Source organism: Micromonospora xinjiangensis, assembly GCF_056150165.1.
The window spans coordinates 38,086-61,452 of record NZ_JAXCFO010000001.1; the positions used below are offsets into that span (position 1 = coordinate 38,086).

Annotated in this window: 24 protein-coding genes; 8 read left to right on the forward strand and 16 right to left on the reverse strand. The window is 74.8% G+C overall.

From position 1 onward, the window contains the following. Positions 1-2: 2 nt before the first annotated feature. The 9 genes from SM573_RS00205 to SM573_RS00245 are packed head-to-tail and all read right to left on the reverse strand — an operon-like array spanning position 3 to position 9,884. Positions 3-1,247: an MCE family protein gene (locus tag SM573_RS00205; protein ID WP_474615127.1), complete on the reverse strand. Its 1,245-nt coding sequence runs from the start codon at positions 1,245-1,247 to the stop codon at positions 3-5. Next, positions 1,244-2,656: an MCE family protein gene (locus SM573_RS00210; RefSeq protein WP_474615128.1), complete on the reverse strand. Its 1,413-nt coding sequence runs from the start codon at positions 2,654-2,656 to the stop codon at positions 1,244-1,246. Before SM573_RS00210 ends, SM573_RS00205 begins: the two co-directional genes overlap by 4 nt. Before the next feature lie 50 nt (positions 2,657-2,706). After that, complete coding sequence (locus SM573_RS00215; RefSeq protein ID WP_474612103.1) at positions 2,707-3,957, reverse strand: MCE family protein; 1,251 nt, start codon at positions 3,955-3,957, stop codon at positions 2,707-2,709. Next, positions 3,957-4,937 (reverse strand): MCE family protein, encoded by a 981-nt coding sequence (locus tag SM573_RS00220; RefSeq protein ID WP_474615129.1) that lies wholly within the window; start codon positions 4,935-4,937, stop codon positions 3,957-3,959. Before SM573_RS00220 ends, SM573_RS00215 begins: the two co-directional genes overlap by 1 nt. Continuing rightward, positions 4,934-5,968 carry an MCE family protein gene (locus tag SM573_RS00225; RefSeq protein WP_474615130.1) on the reverse strand — a complete coding sequence of 345 codons (1,035 nt, stop codon included), beginning with the start codon at positions 5,966-5,968 and terminating at the stop codon, positions 4,934-4,936. Before SM573_RS00225 ends, SM573_RS00220 begins: the two co-directional genes overlap by 4 nt. Further along, entirely contained in the window at positions 5,965-7,296 is a 1,332-nt protein-coding gene (locus SM573_RS00230) for an MCE family protein (RefSeq protein WP_474612106.1), read from the reverse strand. The genes SM573_RS00225 and SM573_RS00230 overlap by 4 nt, the downstream gene beginning before the upstream one ends. Positions 7,297-7,298: 2 nt before the next feature. Further along, on the reverse strand, positions 7,299-8,102 hold the full coding sequence (locus SM573_RS00235) for an MlaE family ABC transporter permease (RefSeq protein WP_474612107.1): 804 nt from the start codon (positions 8,100-8,102) through the stop codon (positions 7,299-7,301). 1 nt (position 8,103) lies between these two features. Next, complete coding sequence (locus SM573_RS00240) at positions 8,104-8,874, reverse strand: MlaE family ABC transporter permease (RefSeq protein ID WP_474612108.1); 771 nt, start codon at positions 8,872-8,874, stop codon at positions 8,104-8,106. After that, positions 8,871-9,884 (reverse strand): ABC transporter ATP-binding protein, encoded by a 1,014-nt coding sequence (locus tag SM573_RS00245; RefSeq protein ID WP_474612109.1) that lies wholly within the window; start codon positions 9,882-9,884, stop codon positions 8,871-8,873. The genes SM573_RS00240 and SM573_RS00245 overlap by 4 nt, the downstream gene beginning before the upstream one ends. A gap of 164 nt (positions 9,885-10,048) precedes the next feature. Between SM573_RS00245 and shbA the strand changes: the two genes are divergently transcribed. From shbA to SM573_RS00265, 4 genes are all read left to right on the forward strand, one after another. Next, on the forward strand, positions 10,049-10,627 hold the full coding sequence (shbA, locus tag SM573_RS00250) for an RNA polymerase sigma factor ShbA (protein ID WP_474612110.1): 579 nt from the start codon (positions 10,049-10,051) through the stop codon (positions 10,625-10,627). Further along, entirely contained in the window at positions 10,624-11,451 is an 828-nt protein-coding gene (locus tag SM573_RS00255) for an anti-sigma-D factor RsdA (RefSeq protein WP_474612111.1), read from the forward strand. The genes shbA and SM573_RS00255 overlap by 4 nt, the downstream gene beginning before the upstream one ends. Positions 11,452-11,563: 112 nt before the next feature. Further along, a complete protein-coding gene (locus SM573_RS00260) occupies positions 11,564-12,331 on the forward strand; it encodes an ABC transporter permease (protein ID WP_474615131.1) in 768 nt (255 codons plus the stop codon). Positions 12,332-12,671: 340 nt separating this feature from the next. Further along, the gene (locus SM573_RS00265; RefSeq protein WP_474612113.1) at positions 12,672-12,995 is read left to right on the forward strand and encodes a TraR/DksA family transcriptional regulator; all 324 of its coding nucleotides are present in this window, start codon (positions 12,672-12,674) and stop codon (positions 12,993-12,995) included. A gap of 101 nt (positions 12,996-13,096) precedes the next feature. Here the strand turns inward: SM573_RS00265 and SM573_RS00270 are convergent, their stop codons facing one another. The 3 genes from SM573_RS00270 to SM573_RS00280 all read right to left on the reverse strand — a co-directional run bounded on the left by SM573_RS00270 (position 13,097) and on the right by SM573_RS00280 (position 15,057). Next, positions 13,097-13,963, reverse strand: a complete 867-nt coding sequence (locus tag SM573_RS00270; RefSeq protein WP_474612114.1) for a MauE/DoxX family redox-associated membrane protein — start codon at positions 13,961-13,963, stop codon at positions 13,097-13,099. 68 nt (positions 13,964-14,031) lie between these two features. Further along, positions 14,032-14,628, reverse strand: coding sequence for a cell wall protein (locus SM573_RS00275; RefSeq protein WP_474612115.1), 597 nt, complete (start codon positions 14,626-14,628; stop codon positions 14,032-14,034). A gap of 15 nt (positions 14,629-14,643) precedes the next feature. Continuing rightward, a complete protein-coding gene (locus SM573_RS00280; RefSeq protein ID WP_474612116.1) occupies positions 14,644-15,057 on the reverse strand; it encodes an RlpA-like double-psi beta-barrel domain-containing protein in 414 nt (137 codons plus the stop codon). A gap of 237 nt (positions 15,058-15,294) precedes the next feature. Here SM573_RS00280 and SM573_RS00285 point away from each other — a divergent pair, with 237 nt between their 5' ends. Then, the gene (locus SM573_RS00285; RefSeq protein ID WP_474615132.1) at positions 15,295-16,764 is read left to right on the forward strand and encodes a S1 family peptidase; all 1,470 of its coding nucleotides are present in this window, start codon (positions 15,295-15,297) and stop codon (positions 16,762-16,764) included. A gap of 150 nt (positions 16,765-16,914) precedes the next feature. After that, positions 16,915-17,214 (forward strand): putative quinol monooxygenase, encoded by a 300-nt coding sequence (locus tag SM573_RS00290; protein WP_474612118.1) that lies wholly within the window; start codon positions 16,915-16,917, stop codon positions 17,212-17,214. A gap of 75 nt (positions 17,215-17,289) precedes the next feature. Here the strand turns inward: SM573_RS00290 and SM573_RS00295 are convergent, their stop codons facing one another. Next, positions 17,290-18,030, reverse strand: coding sequence for an SDR family NAD(P)-dependent oxidoreductase (locus SM573_RS00295; protein WP_474612119.1), 741 nt, complete (start codon positions 18,028-18,030; stop codon positions 17,290-17,292). A gap of 143 nt (positions 18,031-18,173) precedes the next feature. Next, positions 18,174-19,073 (reverse strand): LysR family transcriptional regulator, encoded by a 900-nt coding sequence (locus SM573_RS00300; RefSeq protein WP_474612120.1) that lies wholly within the window; start codon positions 19,071-19,073, stop codon positions 18,174-18,176. A 251-nt stretch (positions 19,074-19,324) separates the two neighbouring features. On the opposite strand from SM573_RS00300, the gene SM573_RS00305 reads away from it, so the two are divergent. Beyond that, positions 19,325-20,263: an SMP-30/gluconolactonase/LRE family protein gene (locus tag SM573_RS00305; RefSeq protein ID WP_474615133.1), complete on the forward strand. Its 939-nt coding sequence runs from the start codon at positions 19,325-19,327 to the stop codon at positions 20,261-20,263. Positions 20,264-20,291: 28 nt separating this feature from the next. Here the strand turns inward: SM573_RS00305 and SM573_RS00310 are convergent, their stop codons facing one another. Both SM573_RS00310 and SM573_RS00315 read right to left on the reverse strand, forming a co-directional pair. Further along, positions 20,292-21,497, reverse strand: coding sequence for an MFS transporter (locus SM573_RS00310; RefSeq protein ID WP_474615134.1), 1,206 nt, complete (start codon positions 21,495-21,497; stop codon positions 20,292-20,294). Between the two features lie 77 nt (positions 21,498-21,574). Then, the gene (locus SM573_RS00315) at positions 21,575-22,057 is read right to left on the reverse strand and encodes a hypothetical protein (protein WP_474615135.1); all 483 of its coding nucleotides are present in this window, start codon (positions 22,055-22,057) and stop codon (positions 21,575-21,577) included. A 183-nt stretch (positions 22,058-22,240) separates the two neighbouring features. Between SM573_RS00315 and SM573_RS00320 the strand changes: the two genes are divergently transcribed. Then, complete coding sequence (locus SM573_RS00320; RefSeq protein WP_474612124.1) at positions 22,241-23,323, forward strand: Gfo/Idh/MocA family oxidoreductase; 1,083 nt, start codon at positions 22,241-22,243, stop codon at positions 23,321-23,323. Positions 23,324-23,367: the final 44 nt, after the last annotated feature.

Below are 23,367 nucleotides of genomic sequence, written 5' to 3' on the forward strand. Positions count from 1 at the left end.
GCTCACGGAGTCACCCCGGCGAGCAGCAGTTGCTTCCACGACTGGTCCCCGGCCGTCCGGTACTGCCCCCCGGTGCCGCCGAACTGCAACGGCCGCCCGTCCGAGCCGAGCACCAGACCGGTCGCCGGGTCGTAACCCCCGGGGGCGGTCGGTGTGGGCCCGGCGGCGCCGGACGCCGACCCCGGCTCGGGTCCGCCGGGACGCGGCGCGTTGCCGGCGCCCCGCACGCTCCCGCCGGCCGCGCGGTCCCGGTCGCCGCACCGGGTCCCGCCCGCGTACACGCAGGACGGCGGGTCGTCGACGTTGAGCACCAGACCGAGGTGGGCGGTGCCGTCCCCGGGGGTGACCGTGAAACCGCCGGCGACCGCGATCGGATAGACCACCAGCAACTGCTCGATGCCGGGCAGCCGGCGGGCCACGATGCCGCCCGTGGTCACCAGGTTGCCGAGCAGGGCGCCCACGGTCGGCTCCAGACCACGCAGCAGCGCCCGCAGCTCCACGCCGGCGGGCGGACCCTCGGCGAGCAGCCGGCGCAGGTCCGGGTCGGCGGAGCGGACGGTGGCGGCCAACGCCGCGAGCCCCGCCGACCAGCGGCGCAGCGCCTCGGCCGACTCGGCCTGCGTGGTGAGCACGGTGCGGGCGTCCCGGATCAGGGCCAGCGTCTCGGGCAGCCGCGCGGCGGCGTCGGCGAGCAGCGCGTCACCGGCGTCGAGGATGCGGGCCAACGCCTGCTCGTTGCCCTCGAACGCGGCGCCCAACTCGCTGATGAGCACCCGCAGGTCCTCCGGGTCGACCGAGCGCACGAGCGCGTCCAAGTTGGTCAGCAGGGTCTCCGGGGCGAGCGGGACACCCGTGCGGTCGGCCGGGATCACCGCGCCGTCGGCGAGGTACGGGCCCGCGTCGCTGTCCGGGCGCAGGTCGACGTACTGCTCCCCGACGGCCGAGCGCTGGGTCACCACCGCGCGCAGCGCCGCCGGAACCCGTACGCCACGCCGGATCCGCAGGTCGGCCCGGACGCCGTCGTCGCGCAGCTCCACGGCGGTGACCCGACCCACCGGCACCCCCCGGTAGGTGACCGGCGCGTGGGGGTAGATACCGCCGGCGCGGGTGAGGTCCAGGTGTACGAGGTAGCCGCCGCCGAGCAGGCGGTCACCGAGCCCGACGTAGCGGACCCCGACGTACCCGATGCCGAGCAGGCTCACGAGCACGAAGACCAGGACCTGGATTCTCGTGGATCGTCCGATCACTTCAGCAGCCCTCCGCCCAGCAGGTCCGACAGGTCGCCGACGAGGCCGGTCACCGCGCCGGTGACCGGCAGCACGCACTCGGCGGTGAGCACGGTGCCGGGCAGCAACTCCGTCCCCTCCGGGAACACGGTGCCGGGCGGCACCAGCCCCTTCGGCAGGATCAGCGCGCCGAGGGGCGCCGTCGAGCCGGGCTTCAGCAGCTTGCAACCCTTCGGCAGGAGGCACTCCGTCGGCGGGGTCCAGGTCGTCGGGAAGTCCTTCAGGTCGGGCAGGCACCGGGTCAGCGGCGGCAGGACGGGCCGGGGCTCGTCGCCCTTGCCGGGCCCGGGCCGGGGGCGCGGGGCACCCGGTCGCTCACCGGACGGGGCGCGGTCCGCGTCGGGGGCGGACGGCCGGGCCGCCGGCCGGGGTGGCGGCGGTGGCTCCGCGACGAGCAGGTTGGCCAGGATGGTGGCGGCGTCCAGGTCGGCGGTGATGGCGAGGTTGACGAAGTCGCCGGCGATCGCGCCGGTGACGTTCGGCGGGAACGGGTACGACAGCATGAAGTCCAGCGACTTCGGCAGGTCGTCCCCGGCGCGGGCCAACTGCTCCAGGATCGGTCGCAGGGCGCGTACGTTCGCGAGGGTGTCGTCCCGGCTGCGGTCGACGACCCGGGTGCCGACCCGGCCCAGCTCCCCGAGGGCGGTCAGTGCGTCGGTGAGCTGGGCCCGCTGCTCGGCCAGCACGGTCAGACCGGGGGCCAGCGAGTCGAGCGCCTCGCCGACCACCTGACGCTGCCGGGCGAGCCGGTCCGTCAGCCGGTCGAGCGCCTCGATGGCCCGCACCAGGTCGGCCTTCTGCCGCTCCAACCCACCGACGAAGGTGTCGAGCTGGTGCAGCGCGTCGCGCACGGCGGGCTCCCGCCCGTCGAGCGCCTGGCCCAGCTCCTCGTTTATGGTGCGCAGCTGGGCCAGCCCGCCGCCGTTGAGCAGCAGCCCGAGCGCGGCCAGCACCTCCTCCACCTCCGCGCCCCGCCGGGTGCGCGACAGCGGGATGACGTCGCCGTCGGCGAGCCGCCCGGCGGCGCCCGAGGGCGGCGGGGCCACCGTCACGTACTTCTCGCCGAGCAGGCTGCTCTGGTGCACGGCGGCGGTGGCGTTCGCCGGCAGCCGGACCTCGCGGTCGATGCGCAGCCGCACCCGGGCCGTCCAGCCCGCCAGCGAGATCCTCTCCACGCTGCCCACGGTCACGTCGTCGACCTTCACGGCCGCCTGCGGCACCAGGTCCAGTACGTCGCTGAACTCGGCGGTGACGGTGTAGCCGTCGCCGGCCGGGGCGCCGCCGGGCAGCGGCAGGTCGGCCAGGTCCGGCAGGCCGCACCCGGCCGGTAGCAGCAGCACGGCGAGCGCCCCGGCCAGTGCGAGTCGCACCCTCGCGCTGACCGGAGCCCGCGCCGGGCCCGCCGGCCGGTCCCCGGCGCTCACGGCTCACCCCGCAGGATGCCGCCGAGCGTGAGGTCACGGGTGATGCCGGGGCCGCCCGGCGCCCCGTCCGGGCCCGGCCCACCGGCGGAGCTGACCGGAGGAGGAGCCGGGGGTGCGGAGCCCTTGTCCGGGGCGCCGGGCGGCAGCTTGAGGAGCCCGCGCAGCTGGTCGGTCATCGGCAGGCCGCGGGCGTGCAGGGTCTGGGCGAGCGCCGTGCAGGTCTCGGGCACCTCGGTGCCGGGCAGCTGGTCGACGATGAGGGAGCAGACGAAGCCGGGCGGGTCGTACGGGCCCATCACGTTGTCCCTCGTGTCCAGGGTGCCCGACCGGGGGTTGTAGGCCAGGGCCAGGTTGTTCAGCGCCAGGGGCGTCACGTCGAGGATGTCGACGACGGCCTTCTGCTGCCGCACGAGCACGCCCGTGACGTCGGCCAACGCCGCGACGTTGCCGGTCAGCTCGTCGCGGTTGCCCCGGACGAACGCGGTGACCTCGGCGAGCGCGGCGGCGAGGTTGCGCAGGGCCGCGTCCAGCTCCTCCCGTTCGCCGGCGAGCTGCTCGGCGACGTCCGCTAGCTGCTGCTGGAAGCCGCGTACCTGCTGGTCGCTGCGGGCCAGCGCGGTGGTGAACCGTTGCAGGTTGGCGACCGAGCCGAACAGGTCCTGCCGGCCGTCGGAGAGGGTGTCGAGCGCTTCGGACAGACCGTGCAGGGTCTCCCGCAGCTCGTCGCCGTTCCCGGCCAGGTTGGCGCGGCCCGCGGCGAGCAGGTCGGAGAGCGCCCCGTCGGCGTTCGCGCCCTGCGGGCCGAGCGCCCGGTTGAAGTCGTCGAGCGCCTGGTAGATGTCGTCGATCTCCATCGGCGCGGCGGTGCGCTCCACCGGGATCCGCGCGCCGTCGGCGAGCGCGGCGCCGCCGGTGAACGCGGGGGTGAGCTGCACGTACCGGTCGCTGACCACGCTGGGCGGCACGATCACGGCCTGCGCGTCGGCGGGGACCGTCACCCGCGGGTCGTAGCGCATGCTCACCCGGACCACGCGTCCCTGCGGGGTGACCTCCTCCACCTCGCCGACCCGCACCCCCAGCACCCGTACGTCCGAGCCGGGATAGACCCCGACCGCCCGGGTGAAGTAGGCGACCAGCCGCCGCTGCGGCGGGTCGTGCCGCCACAGCACGACGCCGGCGGCGAGCGCGGTCACCAGCACGGTGGCGGCGGCCACCGGCCGGCGCCACCCTCGGATCGGGCCGGGCATCAGCGTCCTCCCGTCGGCACGTAGGGCTGGAGCAGACCGCTCACGTACGAGTCGAACCAGCGGCCGTTGCCGACCACGTTGGCGAAGGCGGTGACGAACGGGGCCATCCGCCGGATGGTCTGCTCCAGGTCGTCGCGGTTGCGTTGCAGGACGGCGACCACGTCGCGCAGCTTGCGCAGCGCCGGTTCGAGCTGGGCCCGGTTGTCGGCCACCAGGCCGGACAGCTCCCGTGACAGCTCGTCGGTGCCGACGAGCAACCGGTGGATGGCGTCCCGACGGCGGCTCACCTCGGCCAGCAGCGCCTCGCCGTCGGCGACCAGCCGGCGGAACTCCTCGTCGCGGGTGGCGAGCACGTCGGTGACCTGCCGGGCCCGCCCGAGCAGGGACCGCAGCTCCGCGTCCCGCTCGGCGACGGTCCGGGACAGCCGGGAGAGCCCGGTCAGGGACGAGTGGACGCTGCCGGGAGTGTCGGCGAACGTCTCGGTGAGCGTGCGGAACGCGGTGGCGAGCTGCGCGGTGTCGACCCGGTCGAGGGTGTCGGCCAGCCCGGTGACCGCCTGCACCACGTCGAACGGCGCGGCCGTGCGGTCCAGGGGGATCTGCCCGCCCTCCGGCAGCCGTCCGGGCCCGGCCGGGGCGAGGGCCAGGTACTTCTGGCCGAGCACCGTCTTGATCCGGATGGTGGCGCCGGTGTCGCGGCCGAGCCGGACGCCGTCGTCGTCGACCCGGAACCGGACCCGCACGTACGGCTGGGGGTCGCGGGCCAGTTCGACGGCGGTGACCGTGCCGACCCGGACGCCGGCGACCCGGACCTCGTTGCCGGTGGCGAGGCCGCTCGCGTCGTGGAACGCCGCCTGGTACGACCGGGCGGTCAGCGCGGCCAGTCGGTCGAACTGGAACGCGCCGAGCAGTGCGGCGAGGACCACGGTGAGCCCGACCGCGCCGACGACGGCGGGATTGCGTTCGCGGAAGGGTCTCACTGGCGTCCTCCGGTGGCGCAGCGGGCGGCCGGGGCGCTGAACGTCGCCGGATTGAGCGGGGCGTGGCCGGCGACGGCCACCCGGCCGTCGAAGTCGCAGAGGTAGAAGTTGAACCAGGAGCCGTACGAGGCGACGCGGGTCAGTGACTCGTACCGTTCGGGGAGCCGGCCGAGCGTGCTGTCGATGACGGCGGCGTTGCGGTCGAGGGTGCCGGCCAGCTCGCCCAGGGCGCGCACGTCGGCGGCGAGCGACGGCCGCGCGTCGTGCAGCAGCCCGGCGGTCACGTCGGTGAGTTCGCCGAGGTTGGTGAGCGCGTCGCCGATGGCGGTGCGGTCCGCGGCGAGGCCGGAGACGAACTGCTGCACCTGGCCGATCGTCCGGTCGAGTTCGGCGTCCCGCCCGGCCAGGGTGGCGAGCACCTGGTTGAGGTTGGTGACCACACGGCCGATGACGGCGTCCCGGTCGGCGAGGGTGTCGGTCACAGAGGCGGTGCGTCGCAGCAGGCTCGCGACCGTCCCGCCCTCGCCCTGGAACACCTGGATGATCTCGTACGCGAGCTTGTTGACGTCGTCCGGGTCGAGCGCCGTGAACAGGGGCCGGAACCCGTTGAACAGGGTGGTGAGGTCGAGCGCCGGGGTGGTCTGGGCGAGCGGGATCAGCCCGCCCGGCGGCAGCGGGCGGCGGTCCCCGGGGCCCTCGGTCAGCGCCAGGTACCGCTGCCCGACCAGGTTGCGGTAGCGGATCTTCGCGCGGACGCCGGTGGCCAGCGGCACGTCGTCGCTGACCGTGAAGGCGACCTCGGCCAGCGTGTCGTCGACCACCCGGATGTCGCTGACCTTCCCGACCCGGACCCCGGCGATCCGGACGTCGTCGCCGGGAAGGAGGCCGGTGACGTCGGTGAACCGGGCCCGGTAGGTGTCGCCCTCCGGCGGGAACGCGCCGAGGGTCTGGGCGAGCAGCGCGGTCAGCAGCACCGTCACCGCGGCGAAGGTCAGCAGCTTGACCAGTGGCGCCAGGGTCTTCCCGCTCATCGGGCGTTCACCACCCCGCCGCGCAGCAGCGGCCCCCACAGCAGGACCGCGATGTCCGGCACCTCCGCCGGCAGGGTGTCGGTGAGCGCGCCGACCAGCGGCTTGACCAGGGACCTCTCCTCCTCGGTGCCGGCGCGTCCCATCTCGACGGGGAGCGGGCCGGTGTCGTCGGGCACGGCGGGGCGGGCGGGGGCCGACGGCTGCTTCGCGGGCGCCGGCCCCGGCACACCGACCCGCAGCAGCGGGTGCGGGCGGTCGCCCGTGTAGTCGTAGCCGTCGTTCACCGGCCACTCCGGCGCGGGCACGGGCGGGTGCGGCAGGTCGTGGCACTGCGGGCCGTTGCGGGCGCCGTACACCGGCTCGTCCCGGCCCGGCTCGTACGGCCCGCCGCTGCGCGTCACCTCGAGCGTGATGTGCATCCGTCCACCCGCGAACACCTCCTCGACCCGCGGTTGCAGCGCGACCAGGCCGGCGACGAGGCACGGGTACTCCGGGGCGTACGTGGCGAGCAGCTCCAGCACGGGCCGGCTCACCGCGCCGAGGCGGATGAGCTGGTCGCCGTGCCGGTCGAGGAACCCCGAGGCGGCCTCGGCGGTCCCGGTGGTGTCGGCGAGGAACGCGGCGAGCTGGGTGCGCTGGTCGGCGACGGTCCCGGCGGTGACGGTGACGTCGCGCAGCAGGGAGAGCAGGTCGGGCAGCGCCGCGTCGTAGCCGTCCAGCACGGTGGCGAGCCTGCGGACGTCCTCGGCGATGGTGGGCATCGCGGGATTGAGCCGGCTCAGGTAGTCGCCCAGCCGCTCGACGGTGGCGCCGAGCTGCTCGCCGCGCCCCTCCAGGGCGGTGGCCAGCGCGGCGAGCGTGGCGGCGAGCTGGTCGGGGCGGATGGACTGCAGCAGCGGCAGCGCCTCGTCCAGCACCCGCTCCAGCTCCACGGCGGTGCGGCTGCGGTCCTGGCCGATGACCGCGCCGTCGCGGATCGGCTCGGCGCCGGCGCCGGCGGGCGGGACCAGCTCGACGTAGCGCTCACCGAAGAGCGTCTTGGGCAGCAGGCGGGCGGTCACGTCGGCGGGCACCCGGCCGCTGCGGGCCGGGTCGAGAGCCAGCCGCAGCACGGCGCCCTCGCCGGTGCCGCGCACCGACCGCACCTCGCCGACGAGCACCCCCCGCACCTTGACGTCGGCGCCCTCGGTGAGCTGCAGGCCGGCGCGGTCGGCGTGCAGGGTCACCCAGGCGACCGGTGTGAACGCCTTGCGGTACTGCAGCACGGAGGCGGTCAGTGCCGCCGTCAGGACGACGACGAAGACGATGCCGAGGATGCGATGTCTCATGCTCACCCCGCGATCCGGACGGTGGTGGTGGCGCCCCAGATGGCCAGGGACAGGAAGAAGTCGACGACGTTGACCGCCACGATGGCGAGCCGCACGGCCCGGCCGACGGCGACGCCGACCCCGGCCGGGCCGCCGCTGGCGGTGTAGCCGTACCAGCAGTGCACGAGCACGACGATCACACTGAAGACCAGCACCTTGCCGAACGACCAGAGCACGTCGCCCGGTGGCAGGAAGAGGTGGAAGTAGTAGTCGTAGGTGCCGGCCGACTGGCCGAAGTAGACGACGGCGATGGTGCGGGTGGCCAGGTAGCTCGCCAGCAGGCCGACCACGTACAGCGGGATGACCGCGATGAACCCGGCGATCATCCGGGTGGTGACGAGGAACGGCAACGACGGCACCCCCATCACCTCGAGCGCGTCCACCTCCTCGGAGATCCGCATGGCGCCGAGCTGCGCCGTGAACCCGCAGCCCACGGTGGCCGACAGGGCCAGCGCCGCCACCAGCGGCGAGATCTCCCGAGTGTTGAAGTACGCGGAGACGAAGCCGGTGAACGCGCTGCTGCCGATCTGGTTGAGCGCCTGGTAGCCCTGCAACCCGACCTCGGTGCCGGTGAAGAAGGTGAGGAAGCAGATCACGCCGACGGTGCCGCCGAGCACCGCGAGCGCGCCCCTGCCGAAGCTGATCTCGGCGAGCAGCCGTACGATCTCGCGCTTGTAGCGGCGCAGCGTGCGCGGGCTCCAGGCGAACGCCCGCAGGTAGAAGGCGAGCTGACCGCCGAGGCCGTCGAGGATCCGCAGCAGCGCCACGTCAGCTTCCCTTCTGCGGTACGACCTGGAAGTACACGGCCGTGACGAGGAAGTTCAGCGCGAACAGCAGCATGAAGGTGATGACGACGCTCTGGTTGACCGCGTCGCCGACCCCCTTCGGCCCGCCCTTCGCGGTCATCCCCTGGTACGAGGCCACCAGTGCCGCCGCGGCGCCGAACAGCAGCGCCTTGACCTCGCCGACCACCAGGTCCGGCAGTTGCCCGAGGGCCTGAAAGCTGGCGAGGTACGCGCCCGGCGTACCGCCCTGAAGCAGCACGTTGAAGGCGTAGCCGCCGCTCACCCCGACCACGCTCACCAGCCCGTTCAGCAGCACCGCGACCAGCATCGAGGCGAGCACCCGGGGCACGACCAGCCGCTGGATCGGGTCGATGCCGAGCACCTGCATGGCGTCCAGCTCCTCGCGGATCTTCCGCGAGCCGAGGTCGGCGCAGATGGCCGAGCCGCCCGCCCCGGCGATGATCAGGGCGGTGACGATCGGCCCGGCCTCCCGGACGACGGCGAGCACGGAGGCGGCGCCCGTGAACGACTGCGCGCCGAGCTGGCGCACCAGCGAGCCGAGTTGCAGCGCGATGACGGCGCCGAACGGGATCGACACCAGCGCCGCGGGCAGGATCGAGACCGAGCTGATGAACCAGGCCTGCTGCACGAACTCCCGCACCTGCACCGGCCGGCGGCCGAGCCCGCGCAGCGTGTCCAGGCAGAACGCGAAGAACTCGCCGGAGCGGCGCAGCGCGGCGACCGGGGCGCTCACCGGGCCCCACCTCCCGGGCCGGCGGGCCCGCCCGCGGGCTGTCGCTCGCGCCCCTCGGCGGTCGGCGCGGCGGCACGGCCGGCGAAGGAGCCCGGCGGCGGCGTGACCCCGTGCTCCCGGCACCACTGCCCGGGCGGGCGTTCGGCCCGCCGCGCACGCCCGTCCGACGGCGGCAGCTGGAGCGGGATGGGCGGCAGCGGCGGCAGCTCGGCGCCGGCCAGCGCCTCCGCCGCCAGCTCCTCGGCGTCCTTCTCCTCAGCCATGCCGATCGGGCCGATCCGCTGCGCGTTGAGGAACTGCCGCACCACCGGTTCGGTGCTGGAGAGCAGCATCTCGCGCGGCCCGAACATGGCCAGGTGCCCGTGGTAGATCAGGCCGATGTTGTCCGGCACCGTCCGGGCGGTGTTGATGTCGTGCGTGACGATCAGGAACGTCGCCTCGGTGCGCTGGTTGAGGTCGATGATGAGCTGGTTGAGGTACGCGGTGCGCACCGGGTCCAGACCGGAGTCGGGCTCGTCGAAGAGGATGATCCGGGGGTCGAGGACGAGCGCCCGGGCCAGACCGGCCCGCTTGCGCATCCCGCCGGAGATCTCTCCCGGCAGTTTCCGCTCCGCGCCGACGAGGCCCACCATGTCGAGCTTCTCGCCGACGACGGCGCGGATCTCCGCCTCGGTCTTGCGGGTGTGCTCCCGCAACGGGAACGCGACGTTGTCGTAGATGGTCATCGACCCGAACAGCGCGCCGTCCTGGAACAGCACGCCGAAGAGCTTGCGCACCTCGTAGAGGGCCCGCTCGGAGAGCCGGGGCAGATCGAGACCCTCGATGACGATCGAGCCCCGGTCCGGCCGGAGCAGGCCGACGAGGGTCTTGAGGAACACGGACTTGCCGGTGCCGGAGGGGCCGAGCAGCACCGAGATCTCGCCGGCGGGCAGGGTGAGGCTGATGTCCGACCAGACCGGCTGGCCGTTGAAGGACTTCGTCAGCCCTCGCACGGCGACCTCGACGCCCATGGTCCCTCCTCCGGTCGTTACTGGGGACATCGCGGTGGGGCGTCCGAACGCAACAGACTTTCTTTGCGCCAGCACCGGGTGACGGAGCGTGAGCTGGCGCACCGGCGGGCGGGTCGATAGCGTGCCCGTTAACCGGCCGGTAACGAAGGTGTCCCCCCGACGCGATGACCACCACGATCGAGCCCCAGCTCGTCCGCCGGGCCGCCCAGGGCGACCGGACGGCCACCGCGATGCTGCTCGCCGACGTCCGCCCCGGGCTGGTCCGCTACTGCCGGGCGCGACTGGGCCGGGTCGGCGGGGCGTACACCACGGCCGACGACGTGGCCCAGGAGATCTGCCTCGCCGTCCTGGCGGCGCTGCCGCGCTACCGCGAGCAGGGCGCCCCGTTCTCGGCGTTCGTCTACGCCATCGCCGGCAACAAGGTGGCCGACGCGCAGCGGGCGGCGGTGCGCGCGGCGTCGGTCACCGCCGGCGACCCGCCACCGGAGACACCGGACGCGGAGCCCGGCCCGGAGCAGCGCGCGGTCGCCACCGACCTGGCCCGCCGCCTCTCCGACCTGCTCGACCGCCTGCCGGAGCCGCAACGGGAGATCGTCGTCCTCCGGGTGGCCGTGGGCCTGTCGGCCGACGAGGTCGGGACGATCGTCGGGATGTCCGCCGCCGCGGTGCGGGTGGCCCAGTCCCGGGCACTGGCGCGCCTCCGTACCCTGGCGGGCGACACACTGGGCGAGGTGGCGGCATGACCGAGCAGGCCCGCGACGGCGGCGAGCAGCTGGACCTGGCGACGATCGCCCGGGACGACGCGCTGCTCGACGCGCTCGGCCGGGGCGAGCCCGCGCCGGCCGGCGACGACGTCGCCGCGATGCTGGCCGCCTGGCGCACCGACGTCGACGGCGACGGCGAGCAGCGGCTCGTCCGGGCCGGCGCCGACGTCCGGCCTCCCGCCCCGGTCACCGGGGCGACGCCGGTCGGCCGAGGGGCGCTGCGCCTCGCCGCCGCCGTGATCGCGCTCCTCGCGATCGCGACCGGGCTCGGCCTCGGCAGCCGGAACGCGGGCCCCACCAGTCCACTCTGGTCGTTGACCCGTGTGCTCTACCCCGAGCAGGCGCAGCTGCGCAGCGTGGAGGAGACGCTGGTCCGGGCCCGGGTAGCCGTGGCGGAGGGACGGCCCGACGAGGCACGTGACCTGGTCGCGGAGGCCCGTCACGCCCTCGCCGCCGTCGGCGACCCGGCGGCCGCCGCCCGGCTGCGCGCCGAACTGGACGCCCTGGAGCGCGATATCGCCGCGACGGTGCCCGTGCCGGCGCCGACGTCCGGCGCGACCGGCCCGGCGCCGAGTGCCCCCGCGTCGCCCGCCCCGACGACCGCTCCGGCGCCCGCCGGCACCGGCGCCGCCCCCACCCCGTCGGCGCCCGCGCCCCCGACGTCGACCCGTCCCGGCCTGCCCGGGGTGCTGCCGTTGCCCTCCCTGCCGGGTCTGAACCCCAGCGGGTCGCCGGCCCTGCCGCTGCCCTCCCTCCCCTCGCTGCCCCTGCTGCCGTTGCCCACCGGCATCCCCCTCGGCTGACGCGCAGCCACCGCCCGACGCCCCGGTGACCCGGCCCGTGCCGGTCGGCGCGGCCCCGGGCTGCCGCCGCCGTCGTGAGCGGGGGCGCTCCGTCACCGCGAGACTGGGCCCCATGTCGTCGACGATGCTGGTGCTCGGTCCGAAGCTCTGGGTGGCCCTGGCCGCGCTGACCGCCACGGCGGCCGCCGTGGCGGCGCTCGGCCGGCTGGGCCACGGTCGGCAGATCCTGGTCGCGGCCGTCCGGGCCGCGGTGCAGCTCACCGCCGTGTCGCTGCTCATCGCCGCCATCGTCGCCTCGCACTGGGCGACGGCCGGTTTCGTCGTACTCATGTGCGTCGTCGCGGCCGGCACGTCCGCCCGGCGGATCACCGGCGGAGCGCGGGGCTGGTGGGCCGGGCTGCCGATCGCGGCGGGGAGCCTCGCCGTGGTGGCGGCGCTGCTGGCCGCGGGTCTGGTGCCGCCCCGGGGGATCGCCGTCATCCCGGTGGCGGGCATCCTGATCGGCGGTGCGATGACCGCCACCTCGCTGGCCGGCCGCCGCGCTCTCGACGAGTTGACGGGCCGGCGCGGCGAGGTCGAGGCCGCGCTCGCGCTCGGCCTGTCCCCTCGGGACGCGGTGCTCCTGGTGTGCCGCACGCCGGCCGCGCAGGCCCTCGTCCCCGCGCTCGACCAGACCCGCACGGTGGGGCTCGTGACCCTGCCCGGCGCCTTCGTGGGTGTGCTCCTGGGCGGCGCGAGCCCGGTCGAGGCGGGGATGACCCAGCTCTTCGTCCTCATCGGGTTGCTGGCCGTGGAGGCGGTCGCCGTGGTGGTCACCGTGGAACTGGTGGCGCGCGGCCGACTCCGTCCGGCCGATCCGATCCCGGCCCTGCTCGGCTAGTACGCCGAAGGCGGTTGGTTTTCCCGCGACGCCCACCTATGGTTGTCGGATGCCACGGGCAGGTCAGGTCGCCGCCACCGTCACCGCGCTGACGGCGCTGCCGGCTGCCCGCCGACCGGTCGGGGCCGCGCTGCCGGCCGTCCACGCGCACGCTCGCGCCGCGCTGCCGGCTGGCCTCTCCACCGGCGCGCGCATCGCGCCAACTCTGGCCACCCGGGGGCTGCCGAGCCCGGTTCCGGGTCGTGGCCCACCGGCGGATCCGTCACACCCCGTAACGGACGCCAAGGGCGAAGCTTTCCGCTTCGGCCCTTTTTTCTTTATCCGGACAAGGAGATCGATCATGAGCACCGGAACCCACCGACGGGCCGACCAGGAACGGCTCGACAGCCTGCACGAATCCCTCACCAAGGAGTTCGAGGTCCACACCGCGAGACTGACCGAACTCACCGCGGACACCGGCGACCCGGGCGAGGCGCACACGCAGGCGGCGCTCATCGCCGCCACCCGGCAGAGCCTGGAGCAGATCACCGGCGCCCTGCGGCGCATCGCCGAGGGCAGCTACGGCGTCTGTGAGCGCTGCGGGTCGGACATCCCGGCCGAACGCCTGGAGATCCTGCCGCACGCCCGCTTCTGCGTCCCCTGCCAGCAGAAGCACCAGGGCTGAGCCGGGCACCCACGCGGCTGATCATGAGGTCGAGGCGGCGTCCGGGAGCGGAGACACCGCAGACCTCATGATCAGCGCGGGGTGGCGGTCGGGCCGTCCGCTCAGGCGGGGACCACGGACAGGTGTGGCCCCGCCGGTGGCGGCGCGCCGGCGAGGCTGACCAGGGTGTGCCCGGTGGCGTCGTCGACCACGGCGACGCGTACGGAGGTGGGCTGCGGGTCACCCAGCGGCACGGCGAACACCGCGGTCGCCGGCCGGCCCTGGTAGCGCGCCGCGTGCCCGACGAAGCGCCACCCGGCGTCGTCCCAGTGCTCGCGCACGTCGGAGCGGAGCAGCGGCGCCACCCGGCGGTACGCGTCGCTGAGCTGGAGCTGCTGGACGGTGGCGAGCAGCGGTACGCCGGAGTCGCCGCGCAGCGGATGGGTGAGCCGCACCCGCACCTGGCGCAGCGGCAGCAGCCAGGCCCGGTCCAGCTCGGGTGAGAGCGCCACGATCGCGCCCAGCTCGGCGAGGACCAGGACGGCGCCCGCCACCGGCCGTGCGCCCAGCGCGTCGAACCAACCGCCGGTGGCCGGTACGGCGAGGCCACCGGCCACCACCAGCAGACCGGCCCGACCGAGGCTCCGGCCGGAGACCGGGGTGGCCCGGGCGCTGAGGCAGCCGCAGGAGGAGGTGGGCGCGGCGTGGCGTGCGTAGCCGAGGTAGGCGAGGAAGCCGAGGGCCAGCACGGCGGCCGCTACGGCCTCCCACCAGCGGGCGGGTGGCAGCAGCAGCAACCCGCCCAGGGTCAGCTCGACGCCACCGAGCAGCCGGTACGCGGTCAGCGCCCGCCGCTCACCGACCAGCCGGACGAGCGCGGACCGGGCGGCGGCCGCGGCGGCGTGCCGGCTGAGGAGTTTGACGCGGGCGGACCAGAGCAGCACCGCGCCGATGACCAGCGGTTGCAGCGACGCGATCGTCTCGATCATGTTTCTCCCTCCGGTGCTCGGGTGGGGACGTCCCGGGCGATGCGCGGCACCGCCCGGGACGTCGCGCGTCAGGCGGCGGCGTAGACGGTGGCGATGTCGATCTCGTTGGTGTCGGGGTGCCAGGCCCCGAGCACCTGGACGTGCCGGCCGACCCGCAGCAGCGACAGGTCGCTGACCGCCGGGGTGCCGTTGTAGACCGCGGCGGAGAGCTGCGGCACCACGTGCGCGACGATGCGCTGTCCCTTGTGGTCGAGGTGCAGCACGTTGCGGCCCACCGAGGTGATATGCCCGTGCAGGTTGACGATGTTCACCCAGACGGAGTCGGCGGCGAGGGTGCCGTCCGGCAGGCGTACGCCCCGGGCGTAGAGCCCGTCACCGACCGCGACCCGGTCGAACGTGGTGGGGTGCAGCTTCCAGATGCTCGTGCCGTCGGTGATCCGGATCGAGTGCAGGACCGTGTCCGAGCCGGTGACCAGCAGCATGCTGCCGGAGATCTTGCTGATCCGCCCCTCGGCGAAGTTCGGGTCGGGCGCCCCGGGCTCGATGCCCGCCGCCTCGGCGGCGAAGGCCGCGTCGGGCGCGAGCGAGCCGAGGCCGGTGGCGCCGACCACGCCGCCGAGCGCGGCCGTGGCGAGCAGTCGGCGGCGGTCCAGGGTCTGGTTCATGGTGGCCCCCTCCGTTCAGACGGTGTCGACCGAGCAGGGCCGTAGCCCGGTGGAGAGACTGGCGATCGCGCTGTACGCCGCCGGGGTGAGGTCGATGATCCGGTTGCTGCCGCAGGCCGAGCCGCAGCAGGTGCGCTCGCCGCAGAACAGGTCGGTCTGTGGGCCGCAGTCGGCGATGGTGGTGCCGACCCGGGCGCCGTTGCACAGGTTGGTGGTGTAATGCCGGAAGCCGCAGCCTCGCCGGCTCATCCCGGTGACCCCGCACGCGTCGGGGCGGGTGATCGCCAGGCACGCGTCCGAGGTGTTCGGCCAGGCGTGCTGGTAGTTGGCCGATCTGCAGGTGCCGCAGGCGCCGCCGCCGGCGGTGCCGCACGGACCCCAGGCGCTGCCGCAGCAGAACCAGGACACTTCGCCTCGCAGAGCTGCCATGGGTGCCTCCTTCCAGGGATGACAATCGATGGGCATGGATATAGCCGGAGATTGTTGTGACATAAAACATCGAAGTCAATCGCTTGAAAGAAGTTTTCCTACAGCCGCCCACCCCTACCAACGACGGTATGAGCCAGCTGATATAGAGATATCTCGATCGGATGCCGCTAGGTTGACGCTCATCTGCCCGCGGCGCATCCCCGACCTGCGCCGCGGCCGTCCCCCAAGGAGGCACGGATGAGACGAAGCCTCGCCGTCGCGGCAGCAGCGATCCTGCTGCCCGTCGGTGCCCTCACCGCCGTGGTGTCACCCGCCGCGGCGGCGCCGGCCGGCCCCGGCGTCGCCGCCGGGCCGGACCTGACGTCATCGGCGATGCACACCGCGATGCAGCGCGACCTCGGACTCTCCCCCGACCAGGTCCGCGACCGCGTGGCCCGGGACGAGAAGGGCAGCCGCACGGACGCCACCCTGCGCGCCTCGCTCGGCGCGGCGTACGCCGGCGGCTGGCTGGCCGGCGACGCGCTCGTCGTCGCGGTCACCGACCGGGCCGCCGCCGAGCGCGTGCGCGCGGCCGGCGCCCGGCCCACCATCGTCAGCCGCAGCGCGGCCGACCTCGACCGGATCAAGTCGACACTGGACCGGCACGCCACCGCGGCCCCCGCCGCCGCGATCCCCGGCTGGTACGTCGACGTGGCCACCAACACGGTGACCGTGCTCGCCCGCGACACCGGCGCGGCCACCGGCTTCATCCGCGCGAGCCGGGTCGACCCCGCCGCCGTCCGGGTGGTCACCACCACCGAGGCCCCGCGCACCTACTACGACGTCCGCGGCGGTGACGCGTACTACATGGGCGGCCGCTGCTCCGTCGGCTTCTCCGTCACCGGCGGCTTCGTCACCGCCGGGCACTGCGGCACGGTCGGCACCGCGACCCAGGGCTACAACCAGGTCGCCCAGGGCACGTTCCGCGGGTCCTCGTTCCCGGGCAACGACTACGCCTGGGTGCAGACCAACTCCAACTGGACCCCGCAGCCGTGGGTGAACAACTACTCGGGCGGCAACGTCACGGTGGCCGGCTCCACCGAGGCGGCGGTTGGCGCGGCGGTCTGCCGCTCCGGCTCGACCACCGGCTGGCGCTGCGGCACCATCCAGGCCAAGAACCAGACGGTCAACTACCCGCAGGGCACCGTCACCGGCCTGACCCGCACCAACGCGTGCGCCGAGCCCGGCGACTCGGGCGGCTCGTGGCTCTCCGGCCAGCAGGCGCAGGGCGTCACCTCCGGCGGCTCCGGCAACTGCACCTCCGGCGGCACGACCTACTTCCAGCCGGTCAACGAGATCCTCTCCGTGTACGGCCTCACGCTGCGCACCAGCGGCGGCGGTGAGCCCCCGCCGACCGGCTGCACCGGCTACGAGGCGACCTACACCGGGTCGGTCTCCAGCGGCCAGAGCGTCTTCCAGCCCAACGGCAGCTACTACTACTCGTCCGTCTCCGGCACCCACCGCGGCTGCCTCGACGGGCCCACCGGGGTCGACTTCGACCTCTACCTCCAGAAGTGGAACGGCTCCACCTGGGTCGACGTGGCCGGGTCGTACGGCGCCGGCCCCGACGAGTCGCTGACCTACAACGGCACGGCCGGCTACTACCGGTTCGAGGTGCACGCCTACAGCGGCTCCGGCAGCTACTCCCTGGGCATCACCAACCCGTGATCGACCGGCCGGCCGGGCACCGTCCCGGCCGGCCGGAGCACCACCCGACGACGCGCGGGGCGCCGACGATCCCACCCCGCGCGTCGTCGCCGTCGTACGGTCCGGGGATGCTGACGGCTGTCAGCAGCCGCGTCGACCGGAGGACGTGACATGACCTACGGCTACTTCAACTCGATCAGGGTCCGACCCGGGCACCGCGACGAGGTGGTCGGCATCCTGCTGGAGGGCGTCGACGGCCTCCGCGCGGCGGGCTGCCACCTCTACGCGGTCGGGGTGGCGGAGGACGACCCCGACCTGATCCGGGTCAGCGAGCTGTGGGAGTCGAAGGAGCACCACGACCGTTCGCTGCACCTGCCCGAGGCCCGGGCGGCCATCGCCCGCGCCATGCCCCTGCTCACCGGGGAGTTCGCCACCCAGGAGATGACCGTCCGCGGCGGCCTGGGCGTCTGAACGCGCACACCCCCGCCGAGGCGCCGGTGCGGCGGCGGCCCGCGCCACGATGGCCACGGGCCGCCGCGTCAGCGGTCAGACCGCGACCCGCCCACCGTCGACAGGAAGCACAGCGCCGTGGACGAAGCTGGACCGGTCGGTGACCAGGTAGGCGACCGCCTCCGCGATCTCCTCGGCCGAGCCGGGACGACCGGCGGGCGCCTGGGAGGCCAGGTCGTCGAGCGCGTCACCCATCGGAGCGGTGCCGCTGGTGCGCGTCGGGCCGGGGCTGACGGCGTTGACCCGGACGCCCTGCGGCCCGTACTCGGCCGCCCACGACTTCGTGAGCAGCACCAGGGCCGCCTTGCTCGACCCGTACAGCGCGAAGCCCGAGGCGCCGAACTCGGCGACCATCGTCGTCACGTTGACGATCGCGCCATGGCCGCGCTTGGCCATCTCCGGAGCGAGCTCGGCGACCAGGAAGAACGGCGCCTTGACGTTGAGCGAGTACACGGCGTCGAAGGTCTCCCCACTGGTCTGCTCCGTCGGACCGAAGGGGTAGATCCCGGCATTGTTGACCAGGATGTCCACCTGACCGGTGACCGTCCGCGCCCGGGCGGCCAGCGACCGCGCCGACGCCTCGTCCCGCAGGTCGGCGACCAGGAAGTCGGCCCGACCGCCGCTCGCCCGGATCTCCCGCACCACCGCGGCGCCCCGGGCCTCGTCCCGGCCCGAGACCACCACGTGGGCGCCCCGCTCGGCGAGCGCCAGGGCGACGGCGCGGCCGATGCCGCTCGTGCCGCCGGTCACCAGCGCCGTGTTCCCCTGCAATTCCATGATCCTTTTCACCCACATCTCGTGTCCTGAGGCACGTGCCTCGGCCGGTGTTCTCCCGGCCCGTGGGTGTAAGGCGCAGGGCGGCCGCGACTTTCCCGCCCGGCTGCTGGAGCCGCTTATGGCCGCCATAAGTGGGCCGCGGGCTACTGCGGCCCGCGGTACTCCAGGGCGGCGATCAGGTGGCCGAGGTCGCGTCGACGGGAGCTGGCCGGCCAGGCCGCCCAGGTGCGCCGGACGAGCGGATGACCGACGAGGGGCGCCCACGCCAGCGACTCCGGGAGGGGGTGCTGCCACCGGGGCGGTGCCAGGGCGAACGCCCCGCCGGCGGTCACGGCGGCGAGCTTCACCGGCGCGATCAGCTCCTGTCCCTCCGGGGCGGCGGGCCCCAGGTCGAGCCCGTGGCTGCGCAGGATCGCGGTGACCTCGTCGTACCAGCCGGGGCTCCCGGAGCGGGGGAACCCGACCCAGCTCAAGCCCGCGAGCGCGTCCAGGCGCACACCACCAGGACCGGACAGCTCCGCCACCCGGTCGGCCGCCAGCAGCACCCCCAGCCGCTCCTCGACGACCAGGACGGCGTCGAGGTCGGGGCCGATGGGGTGCTCCCGCACCAGGCCGACGTCCAGCTCGTCGGCGCGCAGCGCGGCGATCTGGGCCGCGGTGGACATGTGCAGCGCCTGGACGCGGGTGTCGGGGTATGCCTCCGCCAGCGCGGCGAGCGGCGCGGGCAGCACGTCGGCCGGGAGTTCGAGCGGGATCCCGAGCCGCAGCACGGCCTCCCCCGCCCCGGCGTGCCGCGTGACCGCCGTCACCGCCGCCTCGTAGCGGGCGAGCACCGCGCGCGCCTCGGTCAGCAGAGTCACCCCCGCGTCGGTGGCGCGCACCCCCGTGCTGGTTCGCACCAGCAGTTGCACGCCGAGCTGCCGCTCCAACCCGTTCATCTGCTGTGACAGCGCCGGCTGGCTCACGTGCAGCCGCCGGGCCGCCCCGGAGAGGCTGCCCTCCTCGACCACCGCCACGAACGCGCGCATCTCCCGCAGGTCCACGCGGCCATGACATCACGACCGGGGCCGCCGGTCCGCCGAACGGTCTGCCGTGGGTGCTCGGCCGGCGTTCCCGGGCGACGACCGGCGGCCACCGGGGCGGCACGCAGCCGCCATCGGCGCATCCACGCCCATCGCATCGACGGAGGGGCACGTACAGTGGGGAAGGTCCTGGCCCCACTGATCGTGGCTGGTCCGGTCCCCCCGCTCCGACCGGAGCCGGCGGGATCGGCCCGCCGACCGGAAGGAGCACAGTGAACCGACCCCTCAGGACCGCGCTCTCCGCAGCCCTGACCGTCACCCTCCTGACCACCGTCGCCGCGGCGCCGGCCGAGGCGCACCGCCGGCCCGTCGGGCCCGGCGTCATCGCGCTGCCCGACGGCTTCCAGCCCGAGGGCATCGCCGCCGCCGGCCGCTACGCGTACCTCGGTTCGCGCGCCACCGGGGAGATCTACCGCGCTGACCTGCTCACCGGCGGCGGCCGGGTGATCAGCCCGGCCACCGGCACCCCGTCCCTGGGGCTCAAGGTGGACCACCGCGGCCGGCTCTTCGTCGCGGGTGGCTCGGCCGGTGACGCCCGGGTGATCGACGCCCGTAGCGGCCGGGTCCTGGCCCGGTACCAGTTCGCCGAGGCGCCGACGTTCGTCAACGACGTCGTCCTCACCGAACGGGCGGCCTACTTCACCGACTCCCACCGGCCGGTGCTCTACCGGCTGCCGCTGGGCCGCCACGGCGCGCTGCCGCCGGCCGACGGTGTCGCCACGATCCCTCTGACCGGCGAGTTCCAGCAGGTCGGCACGGGAATCAACGGGAACGGCATCGCCCGTACGCCGGACGGCCGGGCCCTGATCGTGGTGCAGTCCAACACCGGCTCGCTCTTCCGGGTGGACCCGGTCACCGGTGGCACCACGGTGGTCGACGTGCCCGGGCACAGCTTCGCCAACGGCGACGGGCTGCTCCTCGTGGGCCGCACCCTCTACGTCGTGCAGAACCGGCTCAACCAGATCGCCGTGGTCGACCTGAACGGCGCGGGGACCGCCGGCCGGCTCACCGGCACGGTCACCCATGCGGGCTTCGACGTCCCCACCACGGTCGCGCGGGCGCTCGGCCGGCTCTACCTCCCCAACGCCCGCTTCACCACGACCCCGACCCCGACCACGCCGTACGACGTGGTCGCGGTCTCCCCGCGCTGACCCGCCGCCGGTGGGAGCGGAGCGCCGGTCAGCCGGCCGGCTCCCGCTCCCGCCGGGGCGTCCGCACGCCGACGGGCCGCCGCCCCGACCCTGACCGGCGCACGGCGGCGGCCACGGCGAGCAGGCAGATCGCGCCGGCCGCGACGAGCGCGGGGCGGTTGCCCAGGCCGAGGGCGGCGGAGCCCAGCGGGATGGCCAGCACGATGGGCCCGAACATCGCGGTGTTGGCCGTCGCGGAGACCCGACCGAGCAGCGCCCGCGGTGTGTGCGTCTGCACCGCGGTGATCGCCGCGACAAGCGTCCACGGCAGACCGACGCCGCCGACCACGGCCGCCCCGACGACGGCGGGCGGCCACGGCAGGCACCGGCCGAGCAAGGCGGTGGCGACGAGCAGGGCGCCCGCCACGGCGACCGGCACGGCGCCGTACCGGGTCAGGAGCCGGCCGACGAACAGCCCGGCGGCGATCGACCCGGCGCCCTGCGCGCTCAGCAGGACGCCGAGGAACGTGCTCGGCAGACCCAGGTCCTCGGTGACGACCGCGTAGCCCGCCGCCGTGGCGAAGCCGGACATCGCGATCGACACGGCCGCCAGCCCGACGGTGACCCGGGTCGCCCGCTGCCCGAGCAGGGCGCGGACACCCTGACTCGCCCCGCCGGGCCGGTGCCGCACCGGGACGGTCGGTGCGTGGCTCAGCCGTAGTGCGGCGTACAGGCCGGCCACCAGCGCGGGCAGCACGGCGGCGCAGACGGCCACGATGTGCCCGCCCCGCCACGCGTACAGGCCGGCGCCCAGCGCCGGGGCGATCAGTTTCATGCCCTCCTGGGCGCTGGAGCGCCAGCCGTTGACGTCGGCGAGCCGATCGGGCGCCAGCACGGACGGCAGCAGCGCCGTCTCGCCCGCGTCGATCAGCAGGTAGCTGACGCCGTAGGTGAGGGAGACCGCGAAGAGGAGCCAGGTCTGGCCCGGCCCCCGCACCGCGAGCAGGCTCAGCACGACCGCGGCCAGGGCCAGGTTGGTCGCGATCAGCAGCGGTCGTCGGGGCACCCGGTCGAGCACGCCGCCCAGCCAGGGGCCGGCGAGCTGCGGGCCGTAGAGACAGATCCCGGCGAGCGCCGCGACGGCGGCGGAGCCGGTGAGGTCGAGGACCCAGATGCCGGTCACCAGGTTCATGGCGCTGCTGCCCAGCCCGGACAGCACCGAGATCGCCACGAACAGTGCGGCGTTGCGTCGCATGGCCCCTCCGTCGTCGAGTCGGGTACGACCTCGATCGTCGAAGTTGAGCGTCAGCCAATCAATACGGCCGAGCGCCGTCAACTATTTGTTGACAGCTCGGCGTCCAGCCGGGCGGCCACGGCCCGCACCGGTCCCGGCAGGCGCTCCCGCCCCGCCGCGGCGAGGTCGGCCGCGAGGTGCCGGGCCAGCGTGTGCAGCGCCCCGGGGTCGGCGTCGTGGGCGACCGCCACCGTGTCGCGGACGAGCACGGCGCCCGGGAAGCGGGTGTCCCAGCGGCGGTCGGCGTCGATCCACCGTTGCAGGTCCGCCACCACCGACCGCAGCGCGACGACCCGGGCCAACCAGCCCCGGTCCAGGTCGCGCCGGCGGGCCCGCCGCGCCGCGACCAGCCGCTGCCGGCGCTGCTCGGCCGCCTGGCGGCTGGCCAGGCCCAGCGCCGCCGCGACCTGCGCCCAGGTCGCGCCCGCGCGCCGGGCACGGTCGATGAGGTGCAGCTCCTCCTCGTCGAGACGCAGCCGAGCGGCACGCAGCTCACCCAGGCGGTCCAGCTCGTCGGTCACCTGTCAACGCTACATTGACAGCCACGGCGGCAGCGGGGTCGGCGAGCCGGAGACGAGCGCCTCTCGTGGGGCCGGCCGGGCAGGGTGATCGTCCTCATGCCGCTGGTGGCCGACCCCGCGGCGTAGATTCGGTGCCACCGGGGCCGGGCTCACCAGGACGCCGCCCGGGAGACGGAGGGTGGCATGGCGGGTACGGGGCAGGCGCCGTTGCGGGTCGCGCTGCTGGGCTACGGCATCGCGGGCCGCGTGTTCCACGCCCCGCTGATCGCCGCCACCGCGGGGCTGCGGCTGCACGCCGTGGTGACCCGGAACCCGCAGCGGCGGCAGCAGGTCCGGCACGACCACCCCGACGCCCGACTGGTCGACGACGTCGAGCTGCTGTGGCGCTCCCCCGACGCGCTCGACCTGGTGGTGGTGGCCACTCCGAACCGCCAGCACGTGGCGATGGCGCGCGCGGCGGTGGCCGCCGGCCTGGCGGTCGTGGTCGACAAGCCGCTCGCCGCGACCGCCGCGCAGGGACGTGAGCTGGTCGACGAGGCGGCCCGCCGGGGTGTGCCGCTCACCGTGTTCCAGAACCGCCGCTGGGACGGCGACTTCCTGACCGCCCGCCGGCTGGTCGAGCAGGGCGAGCTGGGGCGGGTCACCCGCTTCGAGTCGCGCTTCGAGCGCTGGCGGCCGGCGATCAAGCCCGGCTGGCGGGAGAGCGCCGCACCCGACGAGGCCGGCGGCGCCCTCTATGACCTCGGCGCCCACCTCGTCGACCAGGCGGTGCAGCTCCTCGGCCCGGTGTCGCACGTCTACGCCGAGGTGGACCGCCGCCGGGCGGGCGCCCAGGTCGACGACGACGCCTTCGTCGCGCTCACCCATGACGGCGGTGCCCGCTCGCACCTGTGGATGAGCGCCGTCACCCCGCAGCTCGGGCCGCGCCTGCGGGTGCTCGGCGACCGCGCCGGCTACACGACCTACGGGCTCGACCCGCAGGAGGCCGCGCTGCGTGACGGCGGCCGACCGGGGACGCCGGGCTGGGGCGAGGTCGACCCCGAGCGGTACGGCCGGCTCGGCGTCGACGGCGACCTGCGGCCCGTGCCCACCGAGGCCGGTCGCTACCAGAGCTTCTACCAGCAGGTAGAGGCGGCGCTGCGCGGTGACGGGCCGATGCCGGTGGATCCGGTGGACGCGGTCGACACCGTCGCGCTGATCGAGCTGGCGCACCGCTCCGCCGCGCAGGGCGCCGTGCTGCCCGTGCCGCCGTCACCGGCGCGCTGACCGTTCGGTCGACCCGGTCTCCGCTAGCGTCGCGGATCGGGGCT

Excerpts from the sequence above, each read along its gene's own strand:
- SM573_RS00230 (WP_474612106.1), bottom strand. The coding sequence starts at position 7,296 with ATGAGACATCGCATCCTCGGCATCGTCTTCGTCGTCGTCCTGACGGCG.
- SM573_RS00245 (WP_474612109.1), bottom strand. The coding sequence starts at position 9,884 with ATGGGCGTCGAGGTCGCCGTGCGAGGGCTGACGAAGTCCTTCAACGGC.
- SM573_RS00255 (WP_474612111.1), top strand. The coding sequence starts at position 10,624 with ATGACCGAGCAGGCCCGCGACGGCGGCGAGCAGCTGGACCTGGCGACG.
- SM573_RS00275 (WP_474612115.1), bottom strand. The coding sequence starts at position 14,628 with ATGAACCAGACCCTGGACCGCCGCCGACTGCTCGCCACGGCCGCGCTC.
- SM573_RS00260 (WP_474615131.1), top strand. The coding sequence starts at position 11,564 with ATGTCGTCGACGATGCTGGTGCTCGGTCCGAAGCTCTGGGTGGCCCTG.
- shbA (WP_474612110.1), top strand. The coding sequence starts at position 10,049 with ATGACCACCACGATCGAGCCCCAGCTCGTCCGCCGGGCCGCCCAGGGC.
- SM573_RS00265 (WP_474612113.1), top strand. The coding sequence starts at position 12,672 with ATGAGCACCGGAACCCACCGACGGGCCGACCAGGAACGGCTCGACAGC.
- SM573_RS00310 (WP_474615134.1), bottom strand. The coding sequence starts at position 21,497 with ATGCGACGCAACGCCGCACTGTTCGTGGCGATCTCGGTGCTGTCCGGG.
- SM573_RS00215 (WP_474612103.1), bottom strand. The coding sequence starts at position 3,957 with ATGCCCGGCCCGATCCGAGGGTGGCGCCGGCCGGTGGCCGCCGCCACC.
- SM573_RS00280 (WP_474612116.1), bottom strand. The coding sequence starts at position 15,057 with ATGGCAGCTCTGCGAGGCGAAGTGTCCTGGTTCTGCTGCGGCAGCGCC.
- SM573_RS00270 (WP_474612114.1), bottom strand. The coding sequence starts at position 13,963 with ATGATCGAGACGATCGCGTCGCTGCAACCGCTGGTCATCGGCGCGGTG.
- SM573_RS00295 (WP_474612119.1), bottom strand. The coding sequence starts at position 18,030 with ATGGAATTGCAGGGGAACACGGCGCTGGTGACCGGCGGCACGAGCGGC.
- SM573_RS00320 (WP_474612124.1), top strand. The coding sequence starts at position 22,241 with ATGGCGGGTACGGGGCAGGCGCCGTTGCGGGTCGCGCTGCTGGGCTAC.
- SM573_RS00225 (WP_474615130.1), bottom strand. The coding sequence starts at position 5,968 with ATGAGCGGGAAGACCCTGGCGCCACTGGTCAAGCTGCTGACCTTCGCC.
- SM573_RS00290 (WP_474612118.1), top strand. The coding sequence starts at position 16,915 with ATGACCTACGGCTACTTCAACTCGATCAGGGTCCGACCCGGGCACCGC.
- SM573_RS00285 (WP_474615132.1), top strand. The coding sequence starts at position 15,295 with ATGAGACGAAGCCTCGCCGTCGCGGCAGCAGCGATCCTGCTGCCCGTC.